Source organism: Streptomyces sp. NPDC090083 (genome assembly GCF_044747445.1).
In the GTDB taxonomy this organism is placed as follows: Bacteria; Actinomycetota; Actinomycetes; order Streptomycetales; family Streptomycetaceae; genus Streptomyces.
The window spans coordinates 771,772-797,495 of sequence record NZ_JBIVED010000002.1; the positions used below are offsets into that span (position 1 = coordinate 771,772).

Genomic DNA, 25,724 nt, shown 5'->3' on the forward strand with positions numbered 1-25,724 from the left:
GAATTCCCTTGGAGTCACTTAGGAAAGGGAGTCGTAACCTGATGACCGGCTGGAATTAGTGGTCGCGGGACGCGGTTCTACGGAATTGTTCTCGCTGCCGGCCGACGGGTCGGCGGTGAATGGAGATCCGGATTTTTCTTGTACGTCCTCTGCTCGATCCGTTTCCACGGAGGAGAACCCAAGTGAACGTCAAGACCCGCCTGCGTGTCGGTGCCGGTATCGGAGCGGTCGCCCTGGGCCTCGGTGCCCTGGCCGCCCCCGCCTACGCGGACCCCGGCTCGGCCACCGACTACCGTCAGCTCGCCGGAGTCGGCTCCGACACCACCCAGGACGTCATGAACGCCCTCGGCGACACGATCACGAACGGCAGCGGCAAGGTCGTCGCCTCCTGGAACGCCACCGGCTCCAGCACGATCACGACCAAGGCGACCGGCAACTGCACCATCCCGCGTCCCGACGGGTCCGGCGCCGGCATCACGGCCCTCAACACCGCCGTCGACGGCTCCACCGGCTGTGTCGACTTCGCCCGCTCCTCGCGCGGCCCGAACAACACCACCACCTCGGACCTGACCTTCATCCCGTACGCCAAGGACGCCGTGTCCTGGGTCAAGCTGGACGGCAGCGCGCTGCCCGACAACCTGACGACCGCCCAGCTCAAGGCGATCTACGAGTGCACCCTGACCACCCTCAACGGTGTCACCCTCACCCCGATCCTGCCGCAGTCGGCCTCGGGCACCCGCGCCTTCTTCCTCAGCTCCATCGGCGTGACGACCCCCGGCTCCTGTGTCACGTCCAACTCCACGATCCAGGAGAACGACGGCTCGGCGGTCGACAGCGCGGGCGACATCTTCCCGTACTCGGTGGCCCAGTACACCGCGCAGGAGACCCTCGTCGTGGACGACCGCCGCGGCTCCGCCGTGCTCGGCTCCGTCAACGGCGTGGGCTCGCGCAACGACGACCTGACGCTGAACCTGGGCTTCCCCTACCTCCGGAACGTCTACAACGTCGTCCCGACCGCCAAGCTGTCGGACTCCCTGATCGCGGCCACCTTCGTGGGCACCGGCTCGGCGGTGTGCCAGAACACGGCCACCATCACCGGCTACGGCTTCGGTGCCCTCGGCAGCGACTGCGGCAGCACGGACGTCAAGGGCGAGAGCTGAGCACCGTCCAGTAACCGCGCGCAGGCCGGGCACCCCTGGGGTGCCCGGCCCTGTCGGCGTATTCATCCACGACCCAGACCCCGCGGGGGACCACCACATGAACCGACGTCTCGCCCAACTCAGATCCCCAGTGGCCCTGTTGAGCTGCTGCGCCCTGCTGCTCGCCGCCCTGGCCGGAGTCCTCGCCCTCTCGGGCCGGGCCCAGGCCGCCACCACCCTGGGCAAGTTCACGCTCGCCCCGGCCACCGGCAGCATCGCGGACAACCCCATGACCACCTCGGTCACCTCCAGCGCGGGCTGCCCGAACACCACCCAGGTCACGGCCGTCCTCAAGGTGTACAAGCCGACCGACTCCGCCGTGCAGACCAACCTCGCCCAGAGCGTCACCAAGCCCCCGCTCGGCACCGACCCCTTCACCGTGGACATGAAGGCACTGGCCGGGACCACCGCGAAGAGCCTGGAGCAGGCGCTGCGCCAGTGGATCCCCGACGGGTCCCTCGACGGCACCTACACCCTGGGCCTCGGCTGCGGCGGCGGCACCACCGCCGACGGCTTCCTCGCCAAGGTCCGTGTCACGGGCACCAGTTGGGCCCTGCTCGAACAGCAGCCCACGTCCCTCGCCGTGACCGCCGCCTCCGGTGTCTCCGTCGGCGGCGACCTCAAGCTCACCGCCGCGGTGACCCCGGCCGCGGCCGGCTCCGTCGAGTTCAGGAACGGCGACACCTCGCTGGGCACGGCGACGGTCGCGGACGGCACCGCCTCCCTCACCGTAACGGCACCCGCGATCGGCGGCCTCACGACGTACAGCGCCGTGTTCACCCCCGCCGACCCCGACGCCTACGCCACCTCCGAGGCCACCGTCACCCCGACCATCGGCTACGCCATCTCCGCCAAGGACGCCGACGGCAAGGCCCTCGCCGCCGATCCCACGCTGGCCATCGGCCAGAAGGTGAAGGTCACCGTCCGGGGCTTCACCCCGGCGTCCACCGTGAGCGTCAGCCTCACCGGCGCCAACACGACCTACCCCGACGTGACCGCGAGCGCCGACGGAGCCGTCACGGACTACGCGTTCACCGTGCCCGACGCACTGCCCAACGGCGACCACGGCCTCCACTTCACCGAGAAGTCGGGCGTGTTCGGGTCCTTCGACTTCGTCAGCACCGACGCGGCCGCGAGCCCCGACCCCACCGGCGACCCCGACCTCACGGTGACCGACGAGGACGGCAAGACCCTCGACACGAACCCCGCCCTCCAACCCGGCCAGAAGCTGAGGATCACCGCCCGGGGCTACACCGCGAGCGCCGCCGTCAAGGTCACCCTCGCCGACAGCGAGGCGACCTTCGCGGACGCCAAGGCCGACTCGGCCGGAACCGTGGACGGTTACGCCTTCACCGTGCCGGGCGACATCGCCGACGGCGACCACACGCTGACCCTCGCCGAGGACACGACCGACGGCCACAGCGTCGCCTTCGCCTTCACGACCGGCACCGACGGCCCAGGCGACTCCCCCTCGCCCTCCCCGTCCGACTCGGCCTCCGGCGGCACGGACACCGGCGGCTCGACGAGCGGCGGCACGGACACGGGCGGAACGACGGGCGGCGACGGCGGCACCGGCACGACCACCGGCGGCGGCACTGGCTCGATGGCCGCCACCGGCACCGAGGCCGGCGCGATCGGCCTGGCCTCCCTCGCCTTCCTCGCCGCCGGCGCGGCCCTCGTCCTCCACATGCGGCGCAAGGGCCTCCTGGCCTTCGGCACGGACGACACCCCGCAGCACCGCTGACCGCCGGGCCGGACCGGGGGCACCGCCACGTGCCCCCGGCCCGCCCACCGCCGCTACGAAGGACCCCGTCCCGCTTCGAGGAGCGCACCCCGTGACCACGCTCGCCCCGCCCCCGGCCGACGCGCCGGCGCCGCCCGACGGACCGCCCGGCCCGCCACCCCCGACCGACCCGCCGCGCCAGGAGACCCCGCGGCCCCCCGCCCGCCCCGGGCTCGCACTCGCCGGGGCGGCCCTGTGCGTCCTGGCCGCCGTACTCCTCGGGTTCGCCGCGAACCTCACCGTCGTCGGCCACCTCCAGCACGCCCGCGACCAGCGCACCGCCTACGACGAACTCCGCAAGGAACTCGCCCTGGGCACCGCCCCCGTGGGCCAACGCGACTACGAGGGAAAGATGCTGGAGCCGGGCGCGCCCGTCGCCCTGCTGCGCGTCCCCGCCCTCGGCATCAAGGAGGTCGTCGCCGAGGGCACCACCTCCGAGGTCCTGATGTCGGGCCCCGGCCACCGCCGCGACACCCCGCTCCCGGGCCAGGCCGGCACCTCGGTGATCATGGGCCGCCAATGGGGCTACGGCAGCCCCTTCCTCGAACTCCACAACCTGCCCACCGGCGCCCGCCTCGAACTGACCACCGGCCAGGCGAAGTCCGTCTACGAGGTCACCGGCATCCGCCGCGCGGGCGACCCGCTGCCCGCTCCCATCGGCCAGGGCCGGGGCCGCCTCACCCTGATCACCGCCACCGGAGGCCCGTACACCCCGAGCGGGGTCCTGCGCATCGACGCCGAGCTGATCACCCCCGTGCAGGCCGGCCCGCCGCGCGATCTGCGCCCCGGCTGGATCGCCGCCTCCGAAGAGGCGCTCGGGGGCGACGGCGGCGCCTGGCTCCGCGTCTTCCTGTGGTCCCAGGGCCTGTTGCTCGCCTCGCTCCTCGCGGTCGTCGCCCACCGGGTCTGGGGCCGCTGGCAGACCTGGATCTGCGCGGGACCACTGCTGCTCGCCCTGGGCCTCGCCGACTCCGGCGCCATCGTCTCCCTGCTGCCGAACCTCCTCTGAACCATCCCACCTCGTACGGGAGTTGACCCCACCACCATGTCCACCGACCTCACCGGCTACGCCCCCTCGGACACCCTCCTCCAGCCGCCGGCGACCGGCACCGAACAGGGCCCGGCGAGCCTGCGCGCCGACTCCGTCTCCGCCTGGTTCTCCGACCACAAGGTCCTCGACCGGGTCTCGCTCACGATGCCCGCCCGCGAGGTGACCGCCCTCATCGGTCCCTCCGGCTGCGGCAAGTCGACCTTCCTGCGCATCCTCAACCGCATGCACGAACTGATCGGCTCCGCCTCCCTGGCCGGCCGCGTCCTCCTCGACGACCAGGACATCTACGACCGCGGCCGCCGCATCACCCACGCCCGCCGCCAGATCGGCATGGTCTTCCAGAAGCCGAACCCCTTCCCCGCCATGTCGATCCACGACAACGTCCTCGCCGGCCTCAAGCTCAACGCCATCAAGGCCACCCGCGACGGCAAGGACGACCTGGTCGAGGAGTGCCTGATCAAGGCGGGCCTGTGGAAAGAGGTCAAGGACCGGCTCCGCCAGCCGGGCGGCGCCCTCTCCGGCGGCCAGCAGCAACGCCTGTGCATCGCACGGTCGTTGGCGGTACGCCCCCGGGTCCTCCTCATGGACGAACCCTGCTCGGCTCTCGACCCGACCTCCACCCGCCGCATCGAGGAGACCATCGCCGAGCTGAAGTCCGAGGTCACGATCGTCATCGTCACCCACAACATGCAGCAGGCCGCCCGCGTCTCCGACACCTGCGCCTTCTTCCTCGCCTCGCAGAACACCCCCGGCGTGATCGTCGAACACGGCGACACCCAGGCGATGTTCAGCTCCCCGCAGGACGAGCGGACCTCGGACTACGTGAACGGACGCTTCGGATGACGCCGGGGCCGGTCGCGGGCCGGCTCCTGGGCACGGCCGCGGCCCTGCTGCTGGTCACCGGCTGCGCGGCCGGGGCACGGGACACGGCGGCCGGCCCGACGGACAGGACGGTCCCGGCCGCCGCCCCGCCCGCCCCCGCACCACCGGCGCCGTCCGCGCCCGCGCCGCCGAGGCCCGCCCCGGCCACGACCGCCTCCCCGGCCGCTCCACCCGCCCGCACACCGGCATCGGCCCGGACCGCCGCCTCCCCGTCCCCCGCCGACGCCCGCGTCCCCGGCCCGGACCTCTCCCGGAAGCTCCCGCCCGTCACACCCCGCCGCACGCCCACGAGATCCGCCGCGCCCCGCACCGACACGGCGACGACCGGCCGGCCCACCTCCACCACGATCCGGATCGGCACCTGGTCCTCGACCGTCGTCCGGGGCGACCAGGCGGAGGTCGACGCCTGCCGGAACGCCGTGCAGTGGACGGGACCAGCGATCGGCACCGAGGACGGCTACGCGCTGCGGACCGCGGTGATCGTCGGCCACGACTACTGCGGCTTCGACCGCTTCGCCACGCTGCCGCTCGGCACGAAGGTCACCCTCGCCACCCCGCGCGGCACATGGACGTACCGGGTCTACGCGCACTACGTCACCCCGGGCCGGGGCGTCCCGGCGGCAGGCCTCTACTGGGGCGACCTCACCCTGCAGTCCTGCGTGGGACCGGACACGGGGTTCAGCTACCTGGTGCGTGACTGAACCCCGTGCGCGGCTCGTGCACGGACGCGGCCCGCCCAGTAAGGGGGCTTGGCGGGCGCGGACCGGCGGATGTCTCCAAGGGGGGTGAGGAGGACATCCGTATAACTGTTCCAGTATGGAACACATGCGGCGGAAGAGCGCTGCCGCGGAGCATGCGGCAGCCCAACTCCCGGTGAACCGGGCCGAGCTGAGGTCGGCTCAGATGCCGGCCGCCGCCGACAGGTCCCGCTTGACGGCCGCGAGCGTCTCCGTCGCCCGCGCCCGCGCGGCCGGGAGGTCGGCGTGCGTGGCGACCGGCACCACGACCTCCAGGTAGCACTTCAGCTTGGGCTCGGTGCCGCTGGGCCGGACGATGACCCTGGCGCCGTCCAGCGTGTACCGCAGCCCGTCCGTGGGCGGCAGCTTCTCGGTCCCCTCGGTCAGGTCCTCGGCCCTGGTGACGGCCAGCCCGGCGAGCGCGGTCGGCGGCTGCTCGCGCAACCGTCGCATGGCGTCCGCGATGACCGACAAGTCCTCGACACGCACCGAGAGTTGATCGGTGGCGTGCAGACCGTGCTGCACGGCGAGATCGTCCAGGAGGTCGAGCAGGTCACGCCCCTCGGCCTTCAGCTCCGAAGCCAGCTCGGTGATGAGGAGGGCGGCGGTGATGCCGTCCTTGTCCCGCACACCGTCCGGGTCCACGCAGTAGCCGAGGGCCTCCTCGTAGCCGTAGCGCAGACCGTCCACGCGGGCGATCCACTTGAAGCCGGTGAGGGTCTCCTCGCAGGGCAGGCCCGCCTGCTCGGCGATGCGGCCGAGGAGGGAGGAGGAGACGATCGACTCGGCGAAGGTGCCCCGGGCGCCGCGCCGCACGAGGTGCGCGGCCAGCAGGGAGCCGACCTCGTCGCCGCGCAGCATGCGCCAACCGCCCTCCTGGGCAGGGTCCTTGACGGCGGCGGCGCAGCGGTCGGCGTCGGGGTCGTTGGCGATGATCAGGTCCGGGTCGCTCTCGCGGGCCCGCGCGAAGGCGAGGTCCATCGCGCCGGGTTCCTCCGGGTTGGGGAACGCGACGGTCGGGAAGTCCGGGTCGGGCTCGGCCTGTTCGGCGACGAGCACGGGTTCGGGGAACCCGGCCCGCGCGAACGCGGCCAGCAGTACGTCCTTGCCGACGCCGTGCATCGCCGTGTAGACGGTGCGGGCGGTGCGCGGGGAGCCCGCGGCGAGGACGGCGTCCGTGCGGGCGAGGTAGGCGTCCAGGACGCCGTCGTCGAGGACCTGCCACCCTTCCGCCGGGCGGGGCACGTCGTGCAGCGAGCCGATCGCGTCGATCTCGGCGGCGATCTCCGCGTCGGCCGGGGGCACGATCTGGGAGCCGTCGCCGAGGTAGACCTTGTAGCCGTTGTCCCGGGGCGGGTTGTGGCTGGCGGTGACCTCCACGCCCGCGACCGCGCCCAAGTGCCGTATGGCGAAGGCGAGTACGGGGGTGGGGAGGGGCCGGGGCAGCACGGCGGCCCGCAGCCCGGCGCCGACCATCACGGCGGCGGTGTCGCGGGCGAAGTCGGCGGACTTGTGCCGGGCGTCGTAGCCGATGACGACCGTGCCGTCGGCCCCGCCGTTCTTCTTCAGGTACGCGGCGAGTCCGGCGGCGGCGCGGATGACCACCGCACGGTTCATCCGCATGGGCCCGGCGCCCAGTTCGCCCCGCAGGCCCGCGGTGCCGAACTGGAGAGTGCCGCCGAAACGCCCGGCCAGCTCGGCGACATCCCCGGCTTCGATGAGCTTGCCCAGTTCCTCACGGGTGTCCGCGTCGGGATCCTCGGCGAGCCAGGTCCTGGCCCGCGCGATGAGTTCGTCGTCGTGCACGGCGGGTGAGCCTTTCGTGGGGTGTGTCGGTTTGTGCGTCAGCGGCTTGGCCGACGATGAACGGGTGTGGGGGACATCCCTGGGGACGGTGGCTACAGCCGCCCGAGGACCTGCCCCAACAGTGCCCCCATCTGCGTGGCGGAATCCCGCCCGGCCTGGAGGACTTCCTCGTGGTTCAGCGGCTCACCCGTCATCCCGGCGGCGAGGTTCGTCACCAGGGAGATCCCCAGCACCTCCGCACCGGCCTCGCGCGCGGCGATGGCCTCCAGCACCGTCGACATGCCCACCAGGTCCGCCCCGATCACCCGGGCCATGCGGATCTCGGCCGGGGTCTCGTAGTGCGGCCCGGGGAACTGGGCGTAGACACCCTCCTCCAGCGCCGGGTCGATCTCCTTGCACAGGGCGCGCAGCCGGGGCGAGTACAGATCCGTGAGGTCGACGAAGTTGGCTCCGACGATGGGCGAGGTGGCGGTGAGGTTGATGTGGTCGCTGATCAGCACCGGCTGCCCCGGCCGCATCCCCTCGCGGAGCCCGCCGCAGCCGTTGGTCAGCACGATGGTCTTGCAGCCGGCGGCGACGGCCGTACGGACGCCGTGCGCGACGGCGGCGACACCGCGGCCCTCGTAGTAGTGGGTGCGCCCGAGGAAGACCAGCGCCCGCTTGTCGCCGGTCCTGTACGAGCGGATCCGCCCGCCGTGGCCCTCGACGGCCGGCGGCGGGAAACCGGGCAGCTCGGTGACGGGGAAGTCGGCCTCGGGTACGCCGAGGGCGTCCACGGCCGGCCCCCAGCCGGAGCCCATCACAAGGGCGACGTCGTGGGTGTCGGCGCCGGTCAGTTCGCGCAGGCGCGTGGCGGCGGCGTCAGCGGCGGCATGAGGGTCGCCCTGGATGTCGTCCGGAAGAAGAGATGCGTTCACGCGGATGAGCGTAGCCGCTCCGGGCCTACGCGCGTAGATGACAGAGCGCACGGGATGGCGATCGTTGTCTTGTCGTTTCCAACGAGAGCTGTGACGCGGTTGTGTGTGGGAAACCCTCAGCAGGGGCGCTTCCGCAGCTCCATCACATAGTCGTGCGGGGCGCCGGCCGACTCGGCGGCGTCCGCGAGCTCCCCGAGGTACCGGGCCGACGGGAGTCCGCCCTCGTAGCCGTTGAGGACGTACAGCCAGGCGGGCTCCTCGCCCTCCAGCGTGTGCACGCGGACCCGCATCCGGCGGTAGACGTCCAGGCCGACGCCCTCCCACCGGTCCATGGACTCCTCGTCGGGCGGCGCGATCTCGTACAGCGCGACGAAGACCTGGGAGCGCGGGGCCTCCACGATCGTGGCGAGCGCGCCCTCCCAGCCCATGTGCTCACCGCCGAAGGTCAGCCGCCATCCGTTCAGCCAGCCCGTGGCGCGCAGCGGCGAGTGCGGGGCGCGGCGGGTCATCAGCCGCGCGTCGAGATTGCCGGCGTACGCGGCGTAGAGCGACATGCTTCGAGAGTACGGCAGCGAAACCACCCGCCACTCCCGCAACCGAGGGCACCTCCCGCAACCGAGGGCACCTCCCGACACCGGGGGCTCCTCGTGACACCGGGGAGTGCCTGGCGACACCGGGGAGCGGGGAGCCGGGGGCGCGCGGCGGCATCCGCGGGCTTCCGCACGCCCACCGCCATCCCTGTCCGCCCCGCCCCGCCCCGCCCCCGCGCTCGGGTTCTTGACTTCGCTCACATCCCGTCGTCCCTTCCGCGCCCTCCTCACCTGTACCGACGGCTCGGGGCCGCCTCCCGCCGGCCTCCCGCGCCCGGCAGGGGCCTCGCCCCCGGGCGGAAGCATCTTGAAGCGTGCGGGACAATGGGGTACGTGACTCGGATCGTGATCATCGGTGGCGGACCCGGCGGCTATGAAGCGGCGCTGGTGGCAGCGCAGCTCGGCGCGGAGGTGACCGTCGTCGACTGCGACGGTCTGGGCGGGGCGTCGGTGCTGACCGACTGCGTCCCGTCGAAGACCCTTATCGCGACGGCCGAGGTGATGACCACCTTCGACTCGTCGTACGAGGAACTCGGCATCATCGTCGCCGACGACACCCCGCCCCTGGAGCAGGCGGCGCGGGTCGTCGGCGTGGACCTCGGCAAGGTCAACCGCCGTGTGAAGCGCCTCGCGCTGGCCCAGTCGCACGACATCACCGCGTCCGTGACCCGGGCCGGCGCCCGGGTGATGCGCGGCCGGGGCCGGCTCGACGGCATGCAGGCGATCGACGGTTCCCGCAAGGTGATCGTGAAGGCGGCCGACGGCACCGAGGAGACCCTCGTCGCCGACGCCGTCCTCATCGCGACCGGCGGCCACCCCCGCGAGCTGGACGACGCCCGCCCCGACGGCGAGCGCATCCTGAACTGGACCCAGGTCTACGACCTCACCGAACTCCCCGAAGAGCTGATCGTGGTCGGCTCCGGTGTCACCGGCGCCGAGTTCGCCGGCGCCTACCAGGCCCTCGGCTCCAAGGTCACCCTCGTCTCCTCCCGCGACCGCGTCCTGCCCGGCGAGGACCCGGACGCCGCCGCCGTCCTGGAGGACGTCTTCCGGCGCCGCGGCATGAACGTCATGGCCCGCTCCCGCGCCCAGTCCGCCAAGCGCGTCGGCGACAAGGTCGAGGTCACCCTCGCCGACGGCCGTGTCATCACCGGCTCGCACTGCCTGATGGCGGTCGGCGCCATCCCGAACTCCGAGGGCATGGGCCTGGAGGAGGCGGGCGTGAAGCTGCGCGAGTCGGGCCACATCTGGACCGACAAGGTCTCCCGTACGACCGCTCCCGGCGTCTACGCGGCCGGTGACGTGACCGGGATCTTCGCCCTGGCCTCGGTGGCCGCGATGCAGGGCCGTATCGCGATGTACCACTTCCTGGGCGACGCGGTGGCGCCCCTGAACCTGAAGACGGTCTCGTCGAACGTCTTCACCGACCCCGAGATCGCGACCGTCGGCTACAGCCAGGCCGACGTGGACGGCGGCAAGATCGACGCCCGTGTCGTCAAGCTCCCGCTCCTGCGCAACCCGCGCGCGAAGATGCAGGGCATCCGGGACGGCTTCGTCAAGATCTTCTGCCGCCCGGGCACCGGCATCATCGTCGGCGGTGTGGTCGTGGCGCCCCGCGCCTCGGAACTGATCCACCCCATCTCGATCGCCGTGGACAACAATCTGACGGTCGAACAGATCGCGAACGCCTTCACCGTCTACCCGTCCCTTTCGGGCTCGATCGCCGAGGTGGCCCGGCAGCTGCACACCCGCAAGGCGACCGGCGAAGTCTGAGGCGGCGCGGACTCCCCGCTGGTCACGGGGAGTTGCCGCTCATTCGCACGGCATAGGCGCGGCGACTAAGCCCTATACCACTTCTCGCCTCCCTGTGCGAACAACTTCTGCTATTCACCGCAAACAGCTGAAAGCAGACGGTCGTTGGGGTTACTGTCAGTTTCGTGTTCGCTGCAGAACGTCGCCAATTGATCCTCGAAATGGTGCGAGCGAATGGGGCCGTATCGCTCCGTGAGCTCGCCCGCGTCGTCCAGACCTCCGAAGTGACCGTACGGCGGGACGTGCGCGCACTGGAGGCAGAAGGACTCCTCGACCGCCGGCACGGCGGTGCGGTATTGCCGGGCGGGTTCACGCGGGAGTCCGGCTTTCCGCAGAAATCGCATCTCGCGACCGCCGAGAAGACGGCCATCGCCGATCTCGCCGCCAGCTTCGTCGAAGAGGGCGAAGCGATCGTGGTGGGGGCGGGTACCACCACCCAGGAGCTGGCCCGCCGGCTCGCCCGGGTGCCCGGACTGACCGTCGTCACCAACTCCCTGCTGGTGGCCCAGGCGTTGGCCCATGCCAACCGCGTGGAGGTCGTCATGACCGGGGGCACCCTGCGCGGTTCCAACTACGCGCTGGTGGGCAGCGGGGCCGAGCAGTCCCTCCAGGGGCTGCGCGTGTCCCGGGCCTTCCTCTCCGGGAGCGGGCTGACCGCCGAGCGCGGCCTGTCCACGTCCAACATGCTCTCGGCGTCCGTCGACCGCGCGCTCGTCCAGGCGGCGGCCGAGGTCGTCGTCCTCGCCGACCACACCAAGCTCGGCACGGACACCATGTTCCAGACCGTGCCCACGGACGTCATCACCCGCCTCGTCACCGACGAGCCCCCGGGCCATGACGACCGCGCCGGGACGGAGTTGCAGGCGCTGGCCGACCAGGGGGTGCAGATCGCCGTCGCGGGCGGTTCGGGAGCCCAGGGGGGTGATCAGACCCCGACGCGCGACCAACGCCGCCGGGATGTCCCCCTCCCGGCACCGCGACGGGGTCAAGTACCGGGCGGAGCACCGGGGTTGAGGTCGGCGGGTGTCCTGGCCGGGGAGTCGCCCGAACGGGAGCGGGCGGCCAGGGTGGCGGACCTGCGGAGGCGTTGAGCGCATCGGGGGCGGGGGCGGTTTTCGGCTGCGACCAGCCACGACGGACCCGCGCCCGAAGTACTACGGCTTCAACCCGCGCAACGTCAACGTCAGCAACCGGTCCGCCAGTTCGGGGTCCCCGGGGTTGCCCTCGGCCGCGAGGGCGATCGCGTGGGTCAGCTGGAGCAGGTCGCCGATCTCGACGTCACCGCGCACGTCACCGGCCTCCTGCGCCCGGACCAGCAGCGCGCCCCCAGCCTCCCGGATGGGATGACTGCACCGGGCCAGCGCGGAGGAGCCGTCGAGGTCGACCGCCATCAGCGCCCGGGACAGCCCCCGGTACTCACTGGCGTGCGTCACCATCTCCCGCAACCAGGTCACGAGCGCCCCGCACGGCTGCGGAGCGGACAGCAACTCCCGTGACCGTACGAGCAGTTCGCGGGCCGCGTCCTCGAAGACCGCGCTCATCAGGGCCTGCCGGTTGGGGAAGTGCCGGTACAGGGTGCCGATACCGACCCCGGCCCGCTTCGCCACGTCCTCCAGGGACGCGTCCGTGCCGTGCGCCGCGAAGCACACCCGGGCCTCGGTGAGCAGCCGTTCGTAGTTGCGGCGGGCGTCGGCGCGCAGCCCAGCCGGCGGTCTGACTGTGTCGGCCATGACTCCCACCTGCCCTCCTCGGCGCTGTCCCGTCACAGTACAGAGATGCCCGGCGAGGACAGGCTGTTCCTGTCCGCCGGGCACCTCTGGGCGTGCGGTGGGGTCAGTCCTTGATCTCGCAGATCGCCGCGCCGGAGGTGACCGACGCGCCGACCTCCGCGCCGAGTCCCTTGATCGTGCCGGACTTGTGCGCGTTCAGGGGCTGTTCCATCTTCATGGCCTCCAGGACGACGATGAGGTCGCCCTCCTTGACCTCCTGCCCCTCCTCGACCGCGACCTTGACGATCGTGCCCTGCATCGGGGAGGCGAGGGTGTCACCGGAGGCGACGGGACCGGACTTCTTGGCCGCGCGGCGCTTCGGCTTGGCGCCCGCCGCGAGCCCGGTGCGGGCCAGCGACATGCCGAGCGAGACCGGGAGGGAGACCTCCAGGCGCTTGCCGCCGACCTCGACGACGATCGTCTCGCGGTCCGCGTCCTCGTCCGCCTCGGCGTCCGCCGGGGCCGCGAAGGGCTTGACCTCGTTGACGAACTCGGTCTCGATCCACCGGGTGTGGACCGTGAACGGGTCCGCGGAACCGGTGAGTTCGGGGGCGAACGCCGGGTCCTTGACGACCGCGCGGTGGAACGGGATGGCCGTGGCCATGCCCTCGACCTGGAACTCCTCCAGCGCCCGCGCCGCCCGCTGGAGCGCCTGCTCACGGGTCGCGCCGGAGACGATCAGCTTGGCCAGCAGCGAGTCCCACGCCGGGCCGATGACCGAGCCGGACTCGACACCGGCGTCCAGCCGGACACCCGGGCCTGACGGCGGCGCGAACAGCGTCACCGTGCCGGGCGCGGGCAGGAAGCCGCGGCCCGGGTCCTCGCCGTTGATGCGGAACTCGAAGGAGTGGCCGCGCAGTTCGGGATCGCCGTAGCCGAGCTCCTCGCCGTCGGCGATGCGGAACATCTCGCGGACGAGGTCGATGCCGGCGACCTCCTCGGTGACCGGGTGCTCCACCTGGAGGCGGGTGTTGACCTCCAGGAAGGAGATCGTGCCGTCCTGGCCGACGAGGAACTCGACGGTCCCGGCGCCGACGTAGCCGGCCTCCTTGAGGATCGCCTTGGACGACGCGTACAGCTCGGCGACCTGGGCCTCGGAGAGGAACGGCGCGGGCGCCTCCTCGACCAGCTTCTGGTGCCTGCGCTGCAGCGAGCAGTCACGCGTGGAGACGACGACCACGTTGCCGTGGGTGTCGGCCAGGCACTGGGTCTCCACGTGCCGCGGCTTGTCGAGGTAGCGCTCGACGAAGCACTCGCCGCGACCGAAGGCGGCGACCGCCTCGCGCACCGCGGAGTCGTACAGCTCGGGGACCTCTTCGAGCGTCCGGGCCACCTTCAGCCCGCGACCGCCGCCACCGAAGGCGGCCTTGATCGCGATGGGCAGCCCGTGCTGCTCGGCGAACGCGACGACCTCGTCCGACCCGGACACCGGGTCCGGCGTGCCGGCCACCAGCGGGGCACCGGCGCGCTGGGCGATGTGCCGGGCGGCGACCTTGTCACCGAGGTCACGGATCGCCTGCGGCGGCGGTCCGATCCAGATCAGGTCCGCGTCGAGCACGGCCTGAGCGAACTCGGCGTTCTCCGACAGGAATCCGTAGCCGGGGTGGATGGCGTCGGCACCGGACTCGCGGGCCGCGGCCAGGACCTTGCCGATGTCCAGGTAGCTGCTCGCCGGTGTGTCACCGCCCAGGGCGAACGCCTCATCCGCGGCGCGGACATGCAGAGCGTCCCGGTCCGGGTCGGCGTATACGGCCACGCTCGCGATCCCGGCGTCCCGGCAGGCCCGGGCTACGCGGACAGCGATTTCGCCACGATTGGCGATGAGCACCTTGCGCACGATTGAGGCTCCCTCCTTGAAACAAGCCGAGTTTAGGGACAGCCGACACGGCGCATCGACCCGTCCCCAATGGTGAGCTTGCCCACACGGAGCGTGATTCGAGGCTCGCTCGACCCGCGAAATCCCTTGTCGCACCTAGGTACCCGGGACTCCTCCGGGAAACCCTAGTCCTCCGGTGTGGTCAAGGTCTCTGTGAGAGCGTGCCGCGCCCCACTCCGTTTCTTTGTGGAGTCCCTACGAATGGCCCAATGATTCTTTGCCTCCATCGCAACCCTTGTCCCGCGGTTTACCCGTTAGTAGCGTTCAGGTTGTCCGGAACGTACTTGGGGTAACGGCGGAAGTGGGTGGGCCCGGTGGTGCGCAGGCCGGTGGCATGGATCTTGGCGCTCGTCCTCTTCGTGGAGGCGCTCGGAGTGGCCGCGCTGAACTGGTTCCTCGGCATCGTCGTCGACCGCCAGGACATGTCCCTGGCCGGTCTCGACCCGGACGCGATGTCCGTGTCCTCCAAGGTCGGCGGGATCGTCTTCGGGCTCTACTTCGTGCTGTGCGGCGTGGTCGCCCTGCTCGTCGCCCTGCGCGACCGGGCGCCGGCCGGCTTCGGCCGCGTCCTGCTGATCAGCGTGGCCGTCGTGCACGGCCTGCTGGCCGCCTTCGCGTGGGGCCTGGTGGGCCCCGGAGCGTTCGCCGCCATGGTGGTGGTGCTCGGCCTCGTCGTCCTGCTCCTGATGACGTACGACCGCCTTGAGACCCCGCCCGAGGGGACCCCCGGGCCGGGCGCCGACACGGCCGACAGGAACGAGGGCCCGGGACCGATCGCCCCGGCCGCCCCCAACCCCTCCTGACCGGCCGCTACTTCTCCCGCGGGGTCCACAACTCCGTGATGCCGACGCCCAGTTCGCCCAGCAGCCGGCGGACGAGCGGCAGGCTGATGCCGATCACGTTGCCGTGGTCGCCGTCGATGCCCTCGATGAACGGCGCCGAGAGACCGTCCAGGGTGAACGCCCCCGCGACGTACAGGGGTTCGCCCGAGGCGACGTACGCGGCGACCTCGGCGTCGGTCGGCTCGCCGAAGCGGACGACGGTGGACGCGGTCGCCGAGACGTACCGGCCGCTCGTCGTGTCGTAGACGCAGTGCCCGGTCTGGAGCGTCCCGGCCCGGCCGCGCATCGCCTTCCAGCGGGCGGTGGCCTCCTCGGCGTCGGCGGGCTTGCCGAGGGCCTCGCCGTCGAGGTCGAGCACGGAGTCGCAGCCGATGACGAGCGCGCCCCTGACCTCGGGCTTCGCTGCCACGACGGAGGCCTTGGCCTCGGCGAGCGCGAGGGCCAGCTCGGCCGGGGTGGGGGCGCTGACGGCATCCTCGTCGACCCCGCTGACGATCACCTCGGGGTCGAGTCCGGCCTGCCGCAGCAGGCCCAGCCGGGCGGGGGACTGGGAGGCGAGCACGAGTCGGCGGCGCGGCTGATCTGTCATGCGCTCAGGGTATCGGCGCGCTCTCGGGCGCTCACGCCAGACCGATCACGATCATCGCCAGCACCATCGCGAGCGCCATGAGAATGCCGAGCCGCCGCAGCATGACCTCCGTCTCCCGGAGTTCCTCGGGAGGTTCGTTGTCGGGGTCGGACCACAGCATGTCACCAGCGTGCGCCCTGGCGGGGGCGGGCGCCTGAGTACGGGTACTCAACTTCCCCGTCCCGCCGGACGGCAGGCGGGGCCGCGCACCGACGCGGCCCCGCGCCCCTGGGACGGTTCCCTAGGCGGGCCAGTACGTGCGGGTCCACGCGCTGGGCCCGGGCTGCGGGAGCCTCGCGGAGGCGATCCTCGCCGGGTCCGACCAGGCGTCCCGCCGCCTCGGGGCGTCCGGCGGTGCGGTGGCCGCCGCCGCGCGGGCCCTCACCACCGCCAGCGCGGCGGCCAGTTCCTCCGGGGTCGGGTTGCCCCGTACGACTCTGATGTTCATGCGGCGCTCCTCTACAGCGGGATGTTGCCGTGCTTCTTCGGCGGGAGGGACTCGCGCTTGGTACGGAGCTGGCGCAGGCCCCGGACGACGTGGCGGCGGGTGTCCGAGGGGAGGACGACCGCGTCGATGTAGCCGCGCTCGGCCGCGATGTAGGGGTTGAGGAGGGCGTCCTCGTACTCCTGGATCAGACGGGCCCGCGTCGCCTCCACGTCGCCTGCCGCCTCCGCCTCCGCGATCGTGCGGCGGTGCAGGATGTTGACCGCGCCCTGGGCGCCCATGACGGCGATCTGGGCGGTCGGCCAGGCCAGGTTGAGGTCGGCGCCGAGGTGCTTGGAGCCCATGACGTCGTAGGCGCCGCCGAAGGCCTTGCGGGTGATCACCGTGATCAGCGGGACCGTGGCCTCCGCGTACGCGTAGATCAGCTTCGCGCCCCTGCGGATGATGCCGTAGTGCTCCTGGTCGACGCCCGGGAGGAAGCCGGGGACGTCCACGAAGGTGATGACCGGGACGTTGAACGCGTCGCAGGTGCGGACGAACCGGGCCGCCTTCTCGGAGGCGTCGATGTCCAGACAGCCCGCGAACTGCATCGGCTGGTTCGCCACGATGCCCACCGGGCGGCCCTCGACCCGGCCGAAACCGGTGAGGATGTTCGGGGCGAACAGCGGCTGCGTCTCGAAGAACTCGGCGTCGTCCAGGACGTGTTCGATCACCGTGTGCATGTCGTACGGCTGGTTCGCGCTGTCCGGGACCAGGGTGTCCAGCTCGCGGTCCTCGTCCGTGACGGCGAGGTCCGCCTCCTCCGGGAACGCCGGCGGTTCGCTGAGGTTGTTGGACGGGAGGTACGACAGCAGCTGCTTGACGTACTCGATCGCGTCCTTCTCGTCGCCCGCCATGTGGTGGGCCACACCCGACACCGCGTTGTGGGTGCGCGCGCCGCCCAGTTCCTCGAAGCCGACGTCCTCGCCGGTGACCGTCTTGATGACGTCCGGGCCCGTGATGAACATGTGCGAGGTCTGGTCGACCATCACCGTGAAGTCGGTGATCGCGGGGGAGTAGACGGCACCGCCCGCGCACGGGCCCACGACCAGGCTGATCTGCGGGATCACCCCGCTCGCGTGCGTGTTGCGGCGGAAGATCTCGCCGTACGCGCCCAGCGAGGCCACGCCTTCCTGGATGCGGGCGCCGCCGGAGTCGTTGATGCCGATGACCGGGCAGCCCGTCTTCAGCGCGAAGTCCATCACCTTGACGATCTTCTGGCCGTAGACCTCGCCCAGGGCGCCGCCGAAGACCGTGAAGTCCTGGGAGAACACGGCGATCGGGCGGCCGTCGACCGTGCCGTAGCCGGAGACGACCCCGTCGCCGTAGGGGCGGTTCCGCTCCAGGCCGAAGTCCGTGGAGCGGTGCCGGGTGAACTCGTCGAACTCGACGAAGGAGCCCTCGTCCAGGAGCAGCTCGATCCGCTCCCGGGCCGTCAACTTGCCCTTGGCGTGCTGTTTTTCGACAGCACGTGCCGAGCCGGCGTGCGTCGCCTCCTGGGTGCGGCGGTGAAGATCCGCGATCTTCCCGGCGGTCGTGTGAATGTCGATCTCTTGAGGCGCTTCCGGCTCGGACATCGGGATTGCGGCTCCCTGCCTGCTCAAAAGGGGGGACGGTTACTCATCCGTAGAGTAGTGGCGGGCCTACCGATCGGCAGTGCGGCGTACAACACACCTAGGGTGGCTTGCATGACGCCGCGAGATGCCTCAGACGACAGCAGCCGTTGGTCCGATCTGGAACGGCCGCCCCTCAACGCCGGCGCGCTGCGCCGCGGCCTGGTCCGCGCGGGCGGGCTGTGGACCGGCGTGGAGGTCGTGCAGCGCACCGGTTCCACCAACTCCGACCTGGTCGCCCTGGCCGCCGCGGGCAAGGCCGCCGAGGGCACCGTCCTGGTCGCCGAGGAGCAGACCTCCGGGCGCGGCCGGCTCGACCGGCAGTGGTCGGCGCCGGCCCGCTCGGGGCTCTTCTTCTCCGTGCTGCTGGAGCCGGGTGACGTGCCCGTTTCCCGCTGGGGCTGGCTCCCGCTGCTGACCGGGGTCGCCGTCGCGACCGGGCTCTCGCGGTCCGCCGGGGTGGACACGGCACTCAAGTGGCCCAACGACCTCCTGGTGACGGTCGGCGGCGAGGAACGCAAGGCCGGCGGCATCCTCGCCGAGCGCGCGGGGGACTCCGCCGTGATCGTCGGCGTCGGCATCAACGTCACCCTCCGCGAGGAGGAGCTGCCCGTGCCGCAGGCCGCCTCCCTCGCCCTCGCCGGTGCCGTCACCACCGACCGCGATCCCCTCCTGAGGGCCGTCCTGCGGTCCCTGGAGCACTGGTACGACAAGTGGCGCACGGCGGGCGGCGACCCGGTGGACAGCGGCCTCCAGGAGACCTACGCGGCCGGCTGCGCCACGCTCGGCCGGACCGTGCGGGCCGAACTCCCCGGGGACCGGTCGATCACCGGCGAGGCCGTCGCGATCGACGGCGACGGGCGGCTCGTCCTCGCCACCGAGGACGGCGTGCAGGAGCCCGTGGGGGCGGGCGACATCGTCCACCTGCGCCCCGCGTGACACCGACCGCTCTTGCGGCCACCATCTCCGTGTGACTCACGGAGTGAGCTGGCCCACACCTGCCGTAGCATTGGGCCCGGTCGATACCTGACCGTGGCAGATCGGAAGGGCAGCAGGCGTGACCGTCGACGACACGGGCTCCGGCGCGGACGAGGACGGCCGGGTGGCCCCCGATGCCGCCGATCCCGGCGAGAACCCGCTCGCGCTGCGTCTCGAAGGACTCATCCTCGGCGCGGAGCGCCGCTACACCCCCTTCCAGGCGGCCCGCACCGCCGGCGTCTCCATGGAGCTGGCCACGCGCTTCTGGCGGGCGATGGGCTTCGCCGACGTCGGCCAGGCCAAGGCCTTCACCGAGGCGGACGTCCTCGCGCTGCGGCGCCTGGCCGGTCTCGTCGAGGCGGGGCTGCTCAGCGAGGCGATGGCCGTGCAGGTGGCCCGCTCCACCGGGCAGACCACCGCGCGGCTGGCCGGCTGGCAGATGGACTCGTTCCTGGAGGGCCTGACCGAACCGCCGGAGCCGGGCATGTCCCGCACCGAGGTGACGTACCCGATCATCGAGCTGCTCCTGCCCGAGCTGGAGGAGTTCCTCGTCTACGTCTGGCGGCGCCAGCTCGCCGCCTCGGCCGGCCGGGTCGTCCAGGCGGGCGACGACGAGGAGATGGTCGACCGGCGCCTGGCCGTCGGCTTCGCGGACCTCGTCGGCTTCACACGGCTGACCCGGCGCATGGAGGAGGAGGAACTCGGCGAACTCGTCGAGGCCTTCGAGACCACGGCCGCCGACCTCGTGGCGGCGCGCGGCGGACGCCTCATCAAGACCCTCGGCGACGAGGTCCTCTTCTCGGCCGACGACGCCGGGGTCGCCGCCGAGATCGCGCTGCGCCTGATCGAGACCATGGCGGGCGACGAGACGATGCCCGAACTCCGCGTCGGCATCGCCTTCGGCACGGTCACCACCCGTATGGGCGACGTCTTCGGCACGACGGTCAACCTCGCCTCCCGGCTCACGTCGATAGCTCCCCGCGACGCCGTCCTCGTGGACAGCGCCTTCGCGGAGGAGCTCATCCGCAGCGGTGAGGCCCCTGCCTCCGAGGCGGAGGCGGCGGAGGCCGCGGCCACCGCGGAGAAGGAGGGCGAGGAGCCCCCGACCTACCGCTTCGCCCTCCAGCCGATGTGGCAACGCCCCGTGCGCGGCCTGGGAGTTGTCGAACCCTGGCTCCTCACCCGCCGGGACTCGACACCGGCGTAGGCCCGACTCGCCCGCCCGGCTCAGTGGCCGGCGAGCCCGTCGACACAGAGCCCGATGACCGGCACGCACAGCCGCGGCCGACTCGGCGCGGGGGAGGGCGGGTCGGCGCTCCGGCTCGGGGTGGGCGCGGGTTCCGCCGCGGCGCTGGTGGTGGGAAGCGGAGCCGGTGCCTCAGCCGTCGGCGTGACGGCCGCGGGGGCCTCCGGGACGGTCGTCGGCCGCGTCTGCGCAGGCGGGCGCCGCACCGTCGCGTACGGAGTCGGTACGACCCCGGAAGCCGTCGGGGGAGCCGCGCTCGCGCCGCCCGTCACCGAGGTCGCGGAGGGGATCGTCCAGGGGGCCGCGGAGGGGATCGAGGCCGGGATCCGGCTCGGGTCGGCGCGGATCGTGGCGGCGGCGTCGGCCGGCCGGTCGGTGCTCGCGCTCACTTCCGCGCTGGGCTCGGCCTCGGCGGTCCCCAGGCCGCCGACTCCGGACTCCGGCGCCAGTCGTACGAGGCCCAGCACCCCGGCGGCCACGGCGAGCGCTCCGACGGCCAGCAGGATCTTCCGGGGCCGGCGACGGCGGTGCCGGCCCTTCGGGAGCGGCGGCGCTATCTCCTCGGTGTCCTCGGCCCGCTCCGCCTTCGTGGTCGTCGTCACGATCCCTCCCCTGTGGTGTGGCGGACGCACGTTATGCGCTTCTCCGGGCGGTGCGGCGGGAGTTGGGTGTGATGTCACCCGAACGGGGAGGCCGCGTGCGATGATCGGGACCAGATTAGTTAACCCACGTTAACCAGGAGGCTGTCATGGGCGCGGAGCGGTCCGAGTCACGGTTCGGGGAGTTCGTACTGGTGCGGCGGCACGGACACGTCGCGGAACTGGTCCTGGACCGGCCCAAGGCCATGAACGCCGTGTCGACGGCGATGGCGGGCTCCATCGCCGAGGCCTGCGCGGCACTGGCGGCGGACCGGGAGGTCCGGGTGACCGTGGTGACCTCGTCCCACGAGCGGGCGTTCTGCGTCGGCGCGGACCTGAAGGAGCGCAACTCCCTCACGGACGCGGAACTCGTACGGCAGCGCCCGCTCGCACGCGCCGCGTACACGGGCGTCCTGGACCTCCCGATGCCCACGATCGCCGCCGTGCACGGCTTCGCCCTCGGCGGCGGCTTCGAACTCGCCCTGTCCTGCGACCTGATCGTGGCGGACGGCACGGCCGTGGTGGGCCTGCCGGAGGTGTCGGTGGGCGTGATCCCGGGCGGCGGCGGTACGCAGCTGCTGCCCCGCCGGGTGGGCGCGGCCCGCGCGGCCGAACTGATCTTCACCGCCCGCCGGTTGCCGGCCCCCGAGGCGGCGGACCTGGGCCTGGTGGACGCCCTGGTGGATCCGGGCCGGGACCGCGAGGAGGCCCTCGCCCTGGCGGCCCGCATCGCCGCGAACTCGCCCGTCGGGCTGCGCGCGGCCAAGCGGGCGTTGCGGCTGGGGCACGGGCTGGATCTGCGGGCGGGTCTTGAGGTGGAGGACGCGGCGTGGCGGTCGGTGGCGTTCTCGGGGGACCGGGCGGAGGGGGTCGCGGCGTTCAACGAGAAGCGGACGCCGGAGTGGCCGGGGGAGTAGCGGGCTTGTGCGCGTCGTCGGGTGCGGGTCCGTTGTGGCCGGTCGCGCAGTTCCCCGCGCCCCTAGGGGGTTGGGGCTGGTCTGCGCTGTCGTGCATTCGCTCATGACACCGACCGCCACCCGCCAGCACCCCCACCCCGGCAGGCGCCACCCCCCAGGGGCGCGGGGAACTGCGCGACTGGCCCCCACCGGCCCGCACCCGAAGAACAACCCGAGCCCGCCCCCCACGACACCTGTTCGCCGCATCAATGTCCCGCTATGCCCCAAACCTCCCTAGCCTGGAGTGATGGGTGAGGACAGGCGGCTCACGGCAGTGGTGGAGCTCGCGCAGGGGATGGCGGCGGCCCACACCCCGCGAGAGTCCTGGCACGCCGCGGCGACCGGCGCACGCCGGGCACTGAACGGCAGTTTCGCCGCGCTCTCGGTCTGGGAGCGCGAGCTCGGCCGCCTCAGGGTCCTGGTGAACGTGGGGGACCGCGCCACGGGCGAGGAGGAGTTCCCGGACGCCGAGACCTACCCGGTGCACCAGTTCCCCGAGATCACCGAGTTCCTGCACGAACGCTGGGCCGGCGGCGGCGAGCCCAACGCCTGGGTCGAGACCGCCGAGGGCCCGGCCGCGGGCAGCCCTGGCTACTGCCACCAACGCGTGGCCGCCCTACGGCGCCGCAGACGCGGATGCTGTGTGATCGCGCCGATCGTGCTGCACGGACGGGCCTGGGGCGAGCTGTACGTGGCCCGGCCGGTCGGCGCGCCTCTCTTCGGCCGGGGCGACGCCGACTTCGCGACCGTGCTGGCGTCCGTCGTCGCCGCCGGGATCGCGCAGACCGAGCGGCTGGAGGAGGCCCGGCGGCTCGCGTTCACGGACGCGCTCACCGGGCTCGCCAACCGCCGTGCCGTGGACGTGCGGCTCGACGAGGCGATCGAGCGGCACCGGAGGGACGGGGTCGTGGTCAGCCTCGTCGTGTGCGACCTGAACGGGCTCAAGCGTGTGAACGACACCCGGGGTCACGCGGTCGGCGACCGGCTCCTGGAGCGTTTCGGCTCGGTGCTGTCGCTGTGCGGCGCGATGCTGCCGGGCGCGCTGGCCGCGCGGCTCGGCGGGGACGAGTTCTGTCTGCTCGCGGTGGGGCCGCCCGCCGACGAGGTGGTCGACGCGGCGGTCGAACTCTGCCGCCGCGCGGCCGAGTTGGAGCTGGGCGAGGGCGTCGCGTGCGGGGTCGCGTCGACGGAGGACCCCATCGGGGCGGTACGGTCCGGGCGCCGGCTGTTCCGGCTGGCGGACGCCGCCCAGTACCGTGCGAAGGCGCTCCGCGGGGACAAGCCGGTGGTCGCCGGGCGCGAGGGGCCGGACGATCCGGTCGTACGGCTCGCGGACTCCCCGACGCCGGAGGCGCCGGCGGAGCGGCGGCGGTTCCGGGGCCGCAGACCGTGAGCCGCGCGGGGTCCGGGTGTGTGACCTACCTGTAAGGGTCTCGGCGCGCACCCGGTAGTGACACCACCACATTCAATGCGTACGCTCCTGAATATGGATATGCACACTGTGGTGGTGGGGACGTCCGGGGTCACCGCGTCCGACGTCCTCGCCGTGGCGCGTGGGGGCGCCCGGATCGAGCTTTCGGCCGAGGCCGTCGCGGCGCTCGCCGCGGCGCGCGAGATCGTGGACGCGCTCGCGGCCAAGCCGGAGCCCGTGTACGGCGTGAGCACCGGCTTCGGGGCGCTCGCGTCCCGGCACATCAGCCCGGAACTCCGCGCCCAGCTGCAGCGCAACATCGTCCGCTCGCACGCCGCCGGCATGGGCCCGCGCGTGGAGCGCGAGGTCGTCCGCGCGCTGATGTTCCTGCGGCTCAAGACCGTCTGCTCGGGCCACACCGGCGTCCGCCCGGAGGTCGCCCGGACCATGGCCGACGTCCTCAACGCCGGGATCACCCCCGTCGTCCACGAGTACGGCTCCCTCGGCTGCTCCGGCGACCTCGCCCCGCTCTCGCACTGCGCGCTGACGCTCATGGGCGAGGGCGACGCGGAGGGCCCGGACGGGGTCGTCCGTCCCGCGGGCGAGCTGCTCGCCGAACACGGCATCGCGCCGGTCGAGTTGCGGGAGAAGGAGGGCCTCGCCCTGCTCAACGGCACCGACGGCATGCTCGGCATGCTGGTCATGGCGCTCGCCGACCTCGACATGCTCTACAAGTCCGCCGACGTCACGGCGGCCCTCTCCCTGGAGGCGCTGCTCGGCACCGACAAGGTGCTCGCGCCCGAGCTGCACGCCATCCGCCCGCACCCCGGGCAGGGCGCCAGCGCCGCCAACATGCTTGCCGTGCTTGCCGGTTCGGAGCTGACCGGGCACCACCAGGACGACGCGCCGCGTGTGCAGGACGCGTACTCGGTGCGGTGCGCCCCGCAGGTCGCCGGTGCCGGACGCGACACCATCGCGCACGCCCGCCTCGTGGCGGAGCGGGAGTTGGCGTCCGCCGTCGACAACCCCGTGGTGCTGCCCGATGGGCGGGTCGAGTCCAACGGCAACTTCCATGGTGCGCCGGTGGCCTACGTCCTCGACTTCCTCGCCATCGCCGTCGCCGACCTCGGCTCGATCGCCGAGCGCCGTACCGACCGTCTCCTCGACAAGAACCGCTCGCACGGCCTGCCGCCGTTCCTCGCGGACGACGCCGGTGTCGACTCCGGGCTGATGATCGCCCAGTACACGCAGGCCGCGCTGGTCAGCGAGATGAAGCGGCTCGCGGTGCCCGCCTCCGCCGACTCGATCCCCTCCTCCGCGATGCAGGAGGACCACGTCTCCATGGGCTGGTCGGCCGCCCGCAAGCTGCGCACCGCCGTCGACAACCTCACCCGGATCATCGCCGTCGAGCTGTACGCCGCGACGCGCGCCGTGGAGCTGCGCGAGGGTCTTGCGCCCGCGCCGGCGTCCCGGGCGGTCATCGACGCCGTACGGGCGGCGGGAGTCGAGGGTCCGGGTCCCGACCGGTTCCTGTCCCCCGACCTCGCCGCGGCCGACGCGTTCGTCCGCGGCGGGCACGTGGTCGAGGCCGTGGAGAAGGTCACCGGGCCGCTGCGGTAGGGCGGTCGGGGCCCCGTCCCGCCAACGGCGGGGCCCCGACGGTCACTTGAGCTTGGCCGCCTGCGCGTCGATCACGGCGGGCGGCACGGCGTAGGCCTTGCCCGACATCAGGGCGCCGAGGTTCACCGTGTAGTAGGTGACGAGGGTGTTGCCGTGACGCACCACCTCGGTGTGCGCGGTGCCGGTCCTGCCGCCGGAGTCCTCCATCACGGCGCTCGCGCCGAACGCCACCGATTCGTCCCCGGTGCCGGACGCCTTCTCGGCCGTGACCCCGGTGTACTTCTGGCTGTCGCCGCCCGCGGTGACGGTGAAGCCGCCGGAGCAGCTCCTGACCCCGTCGGACACGGACTTGAACGCCCGCTCCGCTCCGTCGCCGTCGTACGAGGACAGTCCGACGACGGTGCTCGTACGGTCCAGGGCGGCGCCGAACGCGTCGTCGAACTCCTTCTCCGTCATGTCCTCGATGGACCGGGACGCGGCGGAGGAGGGCTTCTTCGCCTCGGTGACCATCCTGTTGGTGGACGTGCCCGCGTCGCCCGGTGCCTGTCCCGACATGGCCCAGGCGAGCGGCCAGCACTGCGCCTTGTCGGCGGTGACGGCGCTCTTGGCCGCGGGGAACGTCTTGCCGACCGGCCCCACCTCGTAGCCGGCGGCGTCGCCCTGCGCGAGGGCCAGCTTCTTCAACTCGGCGGCGGAGAGCGCCTTGACGGTGGTCTTCGAGGCGCCCTGGGCGGAACTCCCGGTATCGCGCTCGGTGGTGCTCTCGGCCTTGTCCGAACCGCCGTCGGAGCAACCGGTGACGAGGGCCAGCGACAGCGCGCCCACCGCGACGGTGACGCACAGCCGTATGCCCGATGATCTCTTCATGAGCGGACTGTGAAGCTTG

General features: G+C 72.4%; 24 protein-coding genes. 13 read left to right on the forward strand and 11 right to left on the reverse strand.

The features are described from left to right. Positions 1–182 precede the first annotated feature (182 nt). The 5 genes from ACIPTO_RS09270 (at position 183) to ACIPTO_RS09290 (ending at position 5,616) form a co-directional block, all read left to right on the forward strand. Positions 183–1,160, forward strand: a complete 978-nt coding sequence (locus ACIPTO_RS09270) for a substrate-binding domain-containing protein (RefSeq protein ID WP_366316195.1) — start codon at positions 183–185, stop codon at positions 1,158–1,160. Between the two features lie 97 nt (positions 1,161–1,257). Continuing rightward, on the forward strand, positions 1,258–2,943 hold the full coding sequence (locus ACIPTO_RS09275; RefSeq protein ID WP_401190405.1) for a hypothetical protein: 1,686 nt from the start codon (positions 1,258–1,260) through the stop codon (positions 2,941–2,943). A gap of 91 nt (positions 2,944–3,034) precedes the next feature. Next, positions 3,035–3,991, forward strand: coding sequence for a sortase (locus ACIPTO_RS09280; RefSeq protein ID WP_401190407.1), 957 nt, complete (start codon positions 3,035–3,037; stop codon positions 3,989–3,991). Positions 3,992–4,027: 36 nt separating this feature from the next. After that, positions 4,028–4,876, forward strand: coding sequence for a phosphate ABC transporter ATP-binding protein (locus ACIPTO_RS09285; RefSeq protein ID WP_401190409.1), 849 nt, complete (start codon positions 4,028–4,030; stop codon positions 4,874–4,876). Then, positions 4,873–5,616: a hypothetical protein gene (locus tag ACIPTO_RS09290; protein WP_401190411.1), complete on the forward strand. Its 744-nt coding sequence runs from the start codon at positions 4,873–4,875 to the stop codon at positions 5,614–5,616. The genes ACIPTO_RS09285 and ACIPTO_RS09290 overlap by 4 nt, the downstream gene beginning before the upstream one ends. A 198-nt stretch (positions 5,617–5,814) precedes the next feature. On the opposite strand, the gene ACIPTO_RS09295 is transcribed toward ACIPTO_RS09290, so the two are convergent. The 3 genes from ACIPTO_RS09295 to ACIPTO_RS09305 form a co-directional block, all read right to left on the reverse strand. Next, complete coding sequence (locus ACIPTO_RS09295; protein WP_401190413.1) at positions 5,815–7,458, reverse strand: phospho-sugar mutase; 1,644 nt, start codon at positions 7,456–7,458, stop codon at positions 5,815–5,817. A gap of 92 nt (positions 7,459–7,550) precedes the next feature. Then, entirely contained in the window at positions 7,551–8,375 is an 825-nt protein-coding gene (locus tag ACIPTO_RS09300) for a purine-nucleoside phosphorylase (protein ID WP_401190415.1), read from the reverse strand. Between the two features lie 116 nt (positions 8,376–8,491). After that, positions 8,492–8,929, reverse strand: a complete 438-nt coding sequence (locus ACIPTO_RS09305; protein WP_266771832.1) for a gamma-glutamylcyclotransferase — start codon at positions 8,927–8,929, stop codon at positions 8,492–8,494. Between the two features lie 360 nt (positions 8,930–9,289). Here ACIPTO_RS09305 and ACIPTO_RS09310 point away from each other — a divergent pair, with 360 nt between their 5' ends. Continuing rightward, on the forward strand, positions 9,290–10,738 hold the full coding sequence (locus ACIPTO_RS09310) for an NAD(P)H-quinone dehydrogenase (RefSeq protein WP_266771834.1): 1,449 nt from the start codon (positions 9,290–9,292) through the stop codon (positions 10,736–10,738). A 164-nt stretch (positions 10,739–10,902) separates the two neighbouring features. Continuing rightward, on the forward strand, positions 10,903–11,868 hold the full coding sequence (locus ACIPTO_RS09315; protein ID WP_366316181.1) for a DeoR/GlpR family DNA-binding transcription regulator: 966 nt from the start codon (positions 10,903–10,905) through the stop codon (positions 11,866–11,868). A gap of 63 nt (positions 11,869–11,931) precedes the next feature. On the opposite strand, the gene ACIPTO_RS09320 is transcribed toward ACIPTO_RS09315, so the two are convergent. Both ACIPTO_RS09320 and ACIPTO_RS09325 read right to left on the reverse strand, forming a co-directional pair. Beyond that, entirely contained in the window at positions 11,932–12,507 is a 576-nt protein-coding gene (locus ACIPTO_RS09320; protein ID WP_401190418.1) for a TetR/AcrR family transcriptional regulator, read from the reverse strand. 103 nt (positions 12,508–12,610) lie between these two features. Continuing rightward, positions 12,611–14,383 (reverse strand): biotin carboxylase N-terminal domain-containing protein, encoded by a 1,773-nt coding sequence (locus ACIPTO_RS09325; RefSeq protein WP_366316177.1) that lies wholly within the window; start codon positions 14,381–14,383, stop codon positions 12,611–12,613. 368 nt (positions 14,384–14,751) lie between these two features. Between ACIPTO_RS09325 and ACIPTO_RS09330 the strand changes: the two genes are divergently transcribed. After that, complete coding sequence (locus ACIPTO_RS09330) at positions 14,752–15,225, forward strand: hypothetical protein (RefSeq protein WP_401190420.1); 474 nt, start codon at positions 14,752–14,754, stop codon at positions 15,223–15,225. 7 nt (positions 15,226–15,232) lie between these two features. Here the strand turns inward: ACIPTO_RS09330 and ACIPTO_RS09335 are convergent, their stop codons facing one another. The 4 genes from ACIPTO_RS09335 to ACIPTO_RS09350 all read right to left on the reverse strand — a co-directional run bounded on the left by ACIPTO_RS09335 (position 15,233) and on the right by ACIPTO_RS09350 (position 17,953). Further along, positions 15,233–15,853 (reverse strand): nucleoside triphosphate pyrophosphatase, encoded by a 621-nt coding sequence (locus ACIPTO_RS09335; protein ID WP_366316173.1) that lies wholly within the window; start codon positions 15,851–15,853, stop codon positions 15,233–15,235. A 31-nt stretch (positions 15,854–15,884) separates the two neighbouring features. Beyond that, the gene (gene mmpB / locus ACIPTO_RS09340) at positions 15,885–16,013 is read right to left on the reverse strand and encodes a morphogenic membrane protein MmpB (protein WP_266771843.1); all 129 of its coding nucleotides are present in this window, start codon (positions 16,011–16,013) and stop codon (positions 15,885–15,887) included. A gap of 120 nt (positions 16,014–16,133) precedes the next feature. Beyond that, positions 16,134–16,340 carry an acyl-CoA carboxylase subunit epsilon gene (locus tag ACIPTO_RS09345; RefSeq protein WP_366316171.1) on the reverse strand — a complete coding sequence of 69 codons (207 nt, stop codon included), beginning with the start codon at positions 16,338–16,340 and terminating at the stop codon, positions 16,134–16,136. An 11-nt stretch (positions 16,341–16,351) separates the two neighbouring features. Further along, entirely contained in the window at positions 16,352–17,953 is a 1,602-nt protein-coding gene (locus ACIPTO_RS09350; protein ID WP_401190423.1) for an acyl-CoA carboxylase subunit beta, read from the reverse strand. A 111-nt stretch (positions 17,954–18,064) separates the two neighbouring features. On the opposite strand from ACIPTO_RS09350, the gene ACIPTO_RS09355 reads away from it, so the two are divergent. Further along, positions 18,065–18,928 carry a biotin--[acetyl-CoA-carboxylase] ligase gene (locus tag ACIPTO_RS09355; RefSeq protein ID WP_366316167.1) on the forward strand — a complete coding sequence of 288 codons (864 nt, stop codon included), beginning with the start codon at positions 18,065–18,067 and terminating at the stop codon, positions 18,926–18,928. Between the two features lie 118 nt (positions 18,929–19,046). After that, positions 19,047–20,174, forward strand: coding sequence for an adenylate/guanylate cyclase domain-containing protein (locus ACIPTO_RS09360; protein ID WP_366316165.1), 1,128 nt, complete (start codon positions 19,047–19,049; stop codon positions 20,172–20,174). A gap of 20 nt (positions 20,175–20,194) precedes the next feature. Here the strand turns inward: ACIPTO_RS09360 and ACIPTO_RS09365 are convergent, their stop codons facing one another. Continuing rightward, positions 20,195–20,815 carry a hypothetical protein gene (locus tag ACIPTO_RS09365; protein WP_401190426.1) on the reverse strand — a complete coding sequence of 207 codons (621 nt, stop codon included), beginning with the start codon at positions 20,813–20,815 and terminating at the stop codon, positions 20,195–20,197. A 146-nt stretch (positions 20,816–20,961) separates the two neighbouring features. On the opposite strand from ACIPTO_RS09365, the gene ACIPTO_RS09370 reads away from it, so the two are divergent. From ACIPTO_RS09370 to hutH, 3 genes are all read left to right on the forward strand, one after another. Beyond that, positions 20,962–21,768 carry an enoyl-CoA hydratase-related protein gene (locus ACIPTO_RS09370; protein ID WP_366316161.1) on the forward strand — a complete coding sequence of 269 codons (807 nt, stop codon included), beginning with the start codon at positions 20,962–20,964 and terminating at the stop codon, positions 21,766–21,768. A 286-nt stretch (positions 21,769–22,054) separates the two neighbouring features. Further along, positions 22,055–23,200, forward strand: coding sequence for a sensor domain-containing diguanylate cyclase (locus ACIPTO_RS09375; protein WP_366316159.1), 1,146 nt, complete (start codon positions 22,055–22,057; stop codon positions 23,198–23,200). Positions 23,201–23,299: 99 nt separating this feature from the next. Beyond that, positions 23,300–24,838, forward strand: coding sequence for a histidine ammonia-lyase (gene hutH / locus ACIPTO_RS09380; protein WP_366317078.1), 1,539 nt, complete (start codon positions 23,300–23,302; stop codon positions 24,836–24,838). A 42-nt stretch (positions 24,839–24,880) separates the two neighbouring features. Here the strand turns inward: hutH and ACIPTO_RS09385 are convergent, their stop codons facing one another. Further along, a complete protein-coding gene (locus ACIPTO_RS09385; RefSeq protein ID WP_401190428.1) occupies positions 24,881–25,705 on the reverse strand; it encodes a hypothetical protein in 825 nt (274 codons plus the stop codon). Between the last annotated feature and the right edge of the window lie 19 nt (positions 25,706–25,724).

Excerpts from the sequence above, each read along its gene's own strand:
- ACIPTO_RS09275 (WP_401190405.1), top strand. The coding sequence starts at position 1,258 with ATGAACCGACGTCTCGCCCAACTCAGATCCCCAGTGGCCCTGTTGAGC.
- ACIPTO_RS09285 (WP_401190409.1), top strand. The coding sequence starts at position 4,028 with ATGTCCACCGACCTCACCGGCTACGCCCCCTCGGACACCCTCCTCCAG.
- ACIPTO_RS09290 (WP_401190411.1), top strand. The coding sequence starts at position 4,873 with ATGACGCCGGGGCCGGTCGCGGGCCGGCTCCTGGGCACGGCCGCGGCC.
- ACIPTO_RS09305 (WP_266771832.1), bottom strand. The coding sequence starts at position 8,929 with ATGTCGCTCTACGCCGCGTACGCCGGCAATCTCGACGCGCGGCTGATG.
- ACIPTO_RS09310 (WP_266771834.1), top strand. The coding sequence starts at position 9,290 with ATGGGGTACGTGACTCGGATCGTGATCATCGGTGGCGGACCCGGCGGC.
- ACIPTO_RS09320 (WP_401190418.1), bottom strand. The coding sequence starts at position 12,507 with ATGGCCGACACAGTCAGACCGCCGGCTGGGCTGCGCGCCGACGCCCGC.
- ACIPTO_RS09335 (WP_366316173.1), bottom strand. The coding sequence starts at position 15,853 with ATGACAGATCAGCCGCGCCGCCGACTCGTGCTCGCCTCCCAGTCCCCC.
- mmpB (WP_266771843.1), bottom strand. The coding sequence starts at position 16,013 with ATGCTGTGGTCCGACCCCGACAACGAACCTCCCGAGGAACTCCGGGAG.
- ACIPTO_RS09345 (WP_366316171.1), bottom strand. The coding sequence starts at position 16,340 with ATGAACATCAGAGTCGTACGGGGCAACCCGACCCCGGAGGAACTGGCC.
- ACIPTO_RS09350 (WP_401190423.1), bottom strand. The coding sequence starts at position 17,953 with ATGTCCGAGCCGGAAGCGCCTCAAGAGATCGACATTCACACGACCGCC.
- ACIPTO_RS09355 (WP_366316167.1), top strand. The coding sequence starts at position 18,065 with ATGACGCCGCGAGATGCCTCAGACGACAGCAGCCGTTGGTCCGATCTG.
- ACIPTO_RS09370 (WP_366316161.1), top strand. The coding sequence starts at position 20,962 with ATGGGCGCGGAGCGGTCCGAGTCACGGTTCGGGGAGTTCGTACTGGTG.
- ACIPTO_RS09375 (WP_366316159.1), top strand. The coding sequence starts at position 22,055 with ATGGGTGAGGACAGGCGGCTCACGGCAGTGGTGGAGCTCGCGCAGGGG.
- hutH (WP_366317078.1), top strand. The coding sequence starts at position 23,300 with ATGCACACTGTGGTGGTGGGGACGTCCGGGGTCACCGCGTCCGACGTC.
- ACIPTO_RS09385 (WP_401190428.1), bottom strand. The coding sequence starts at position 25,705 with ATGAAGAGATCATCGGGCATACGGCTGTGCGTCACCGTCGCGGTGGGC.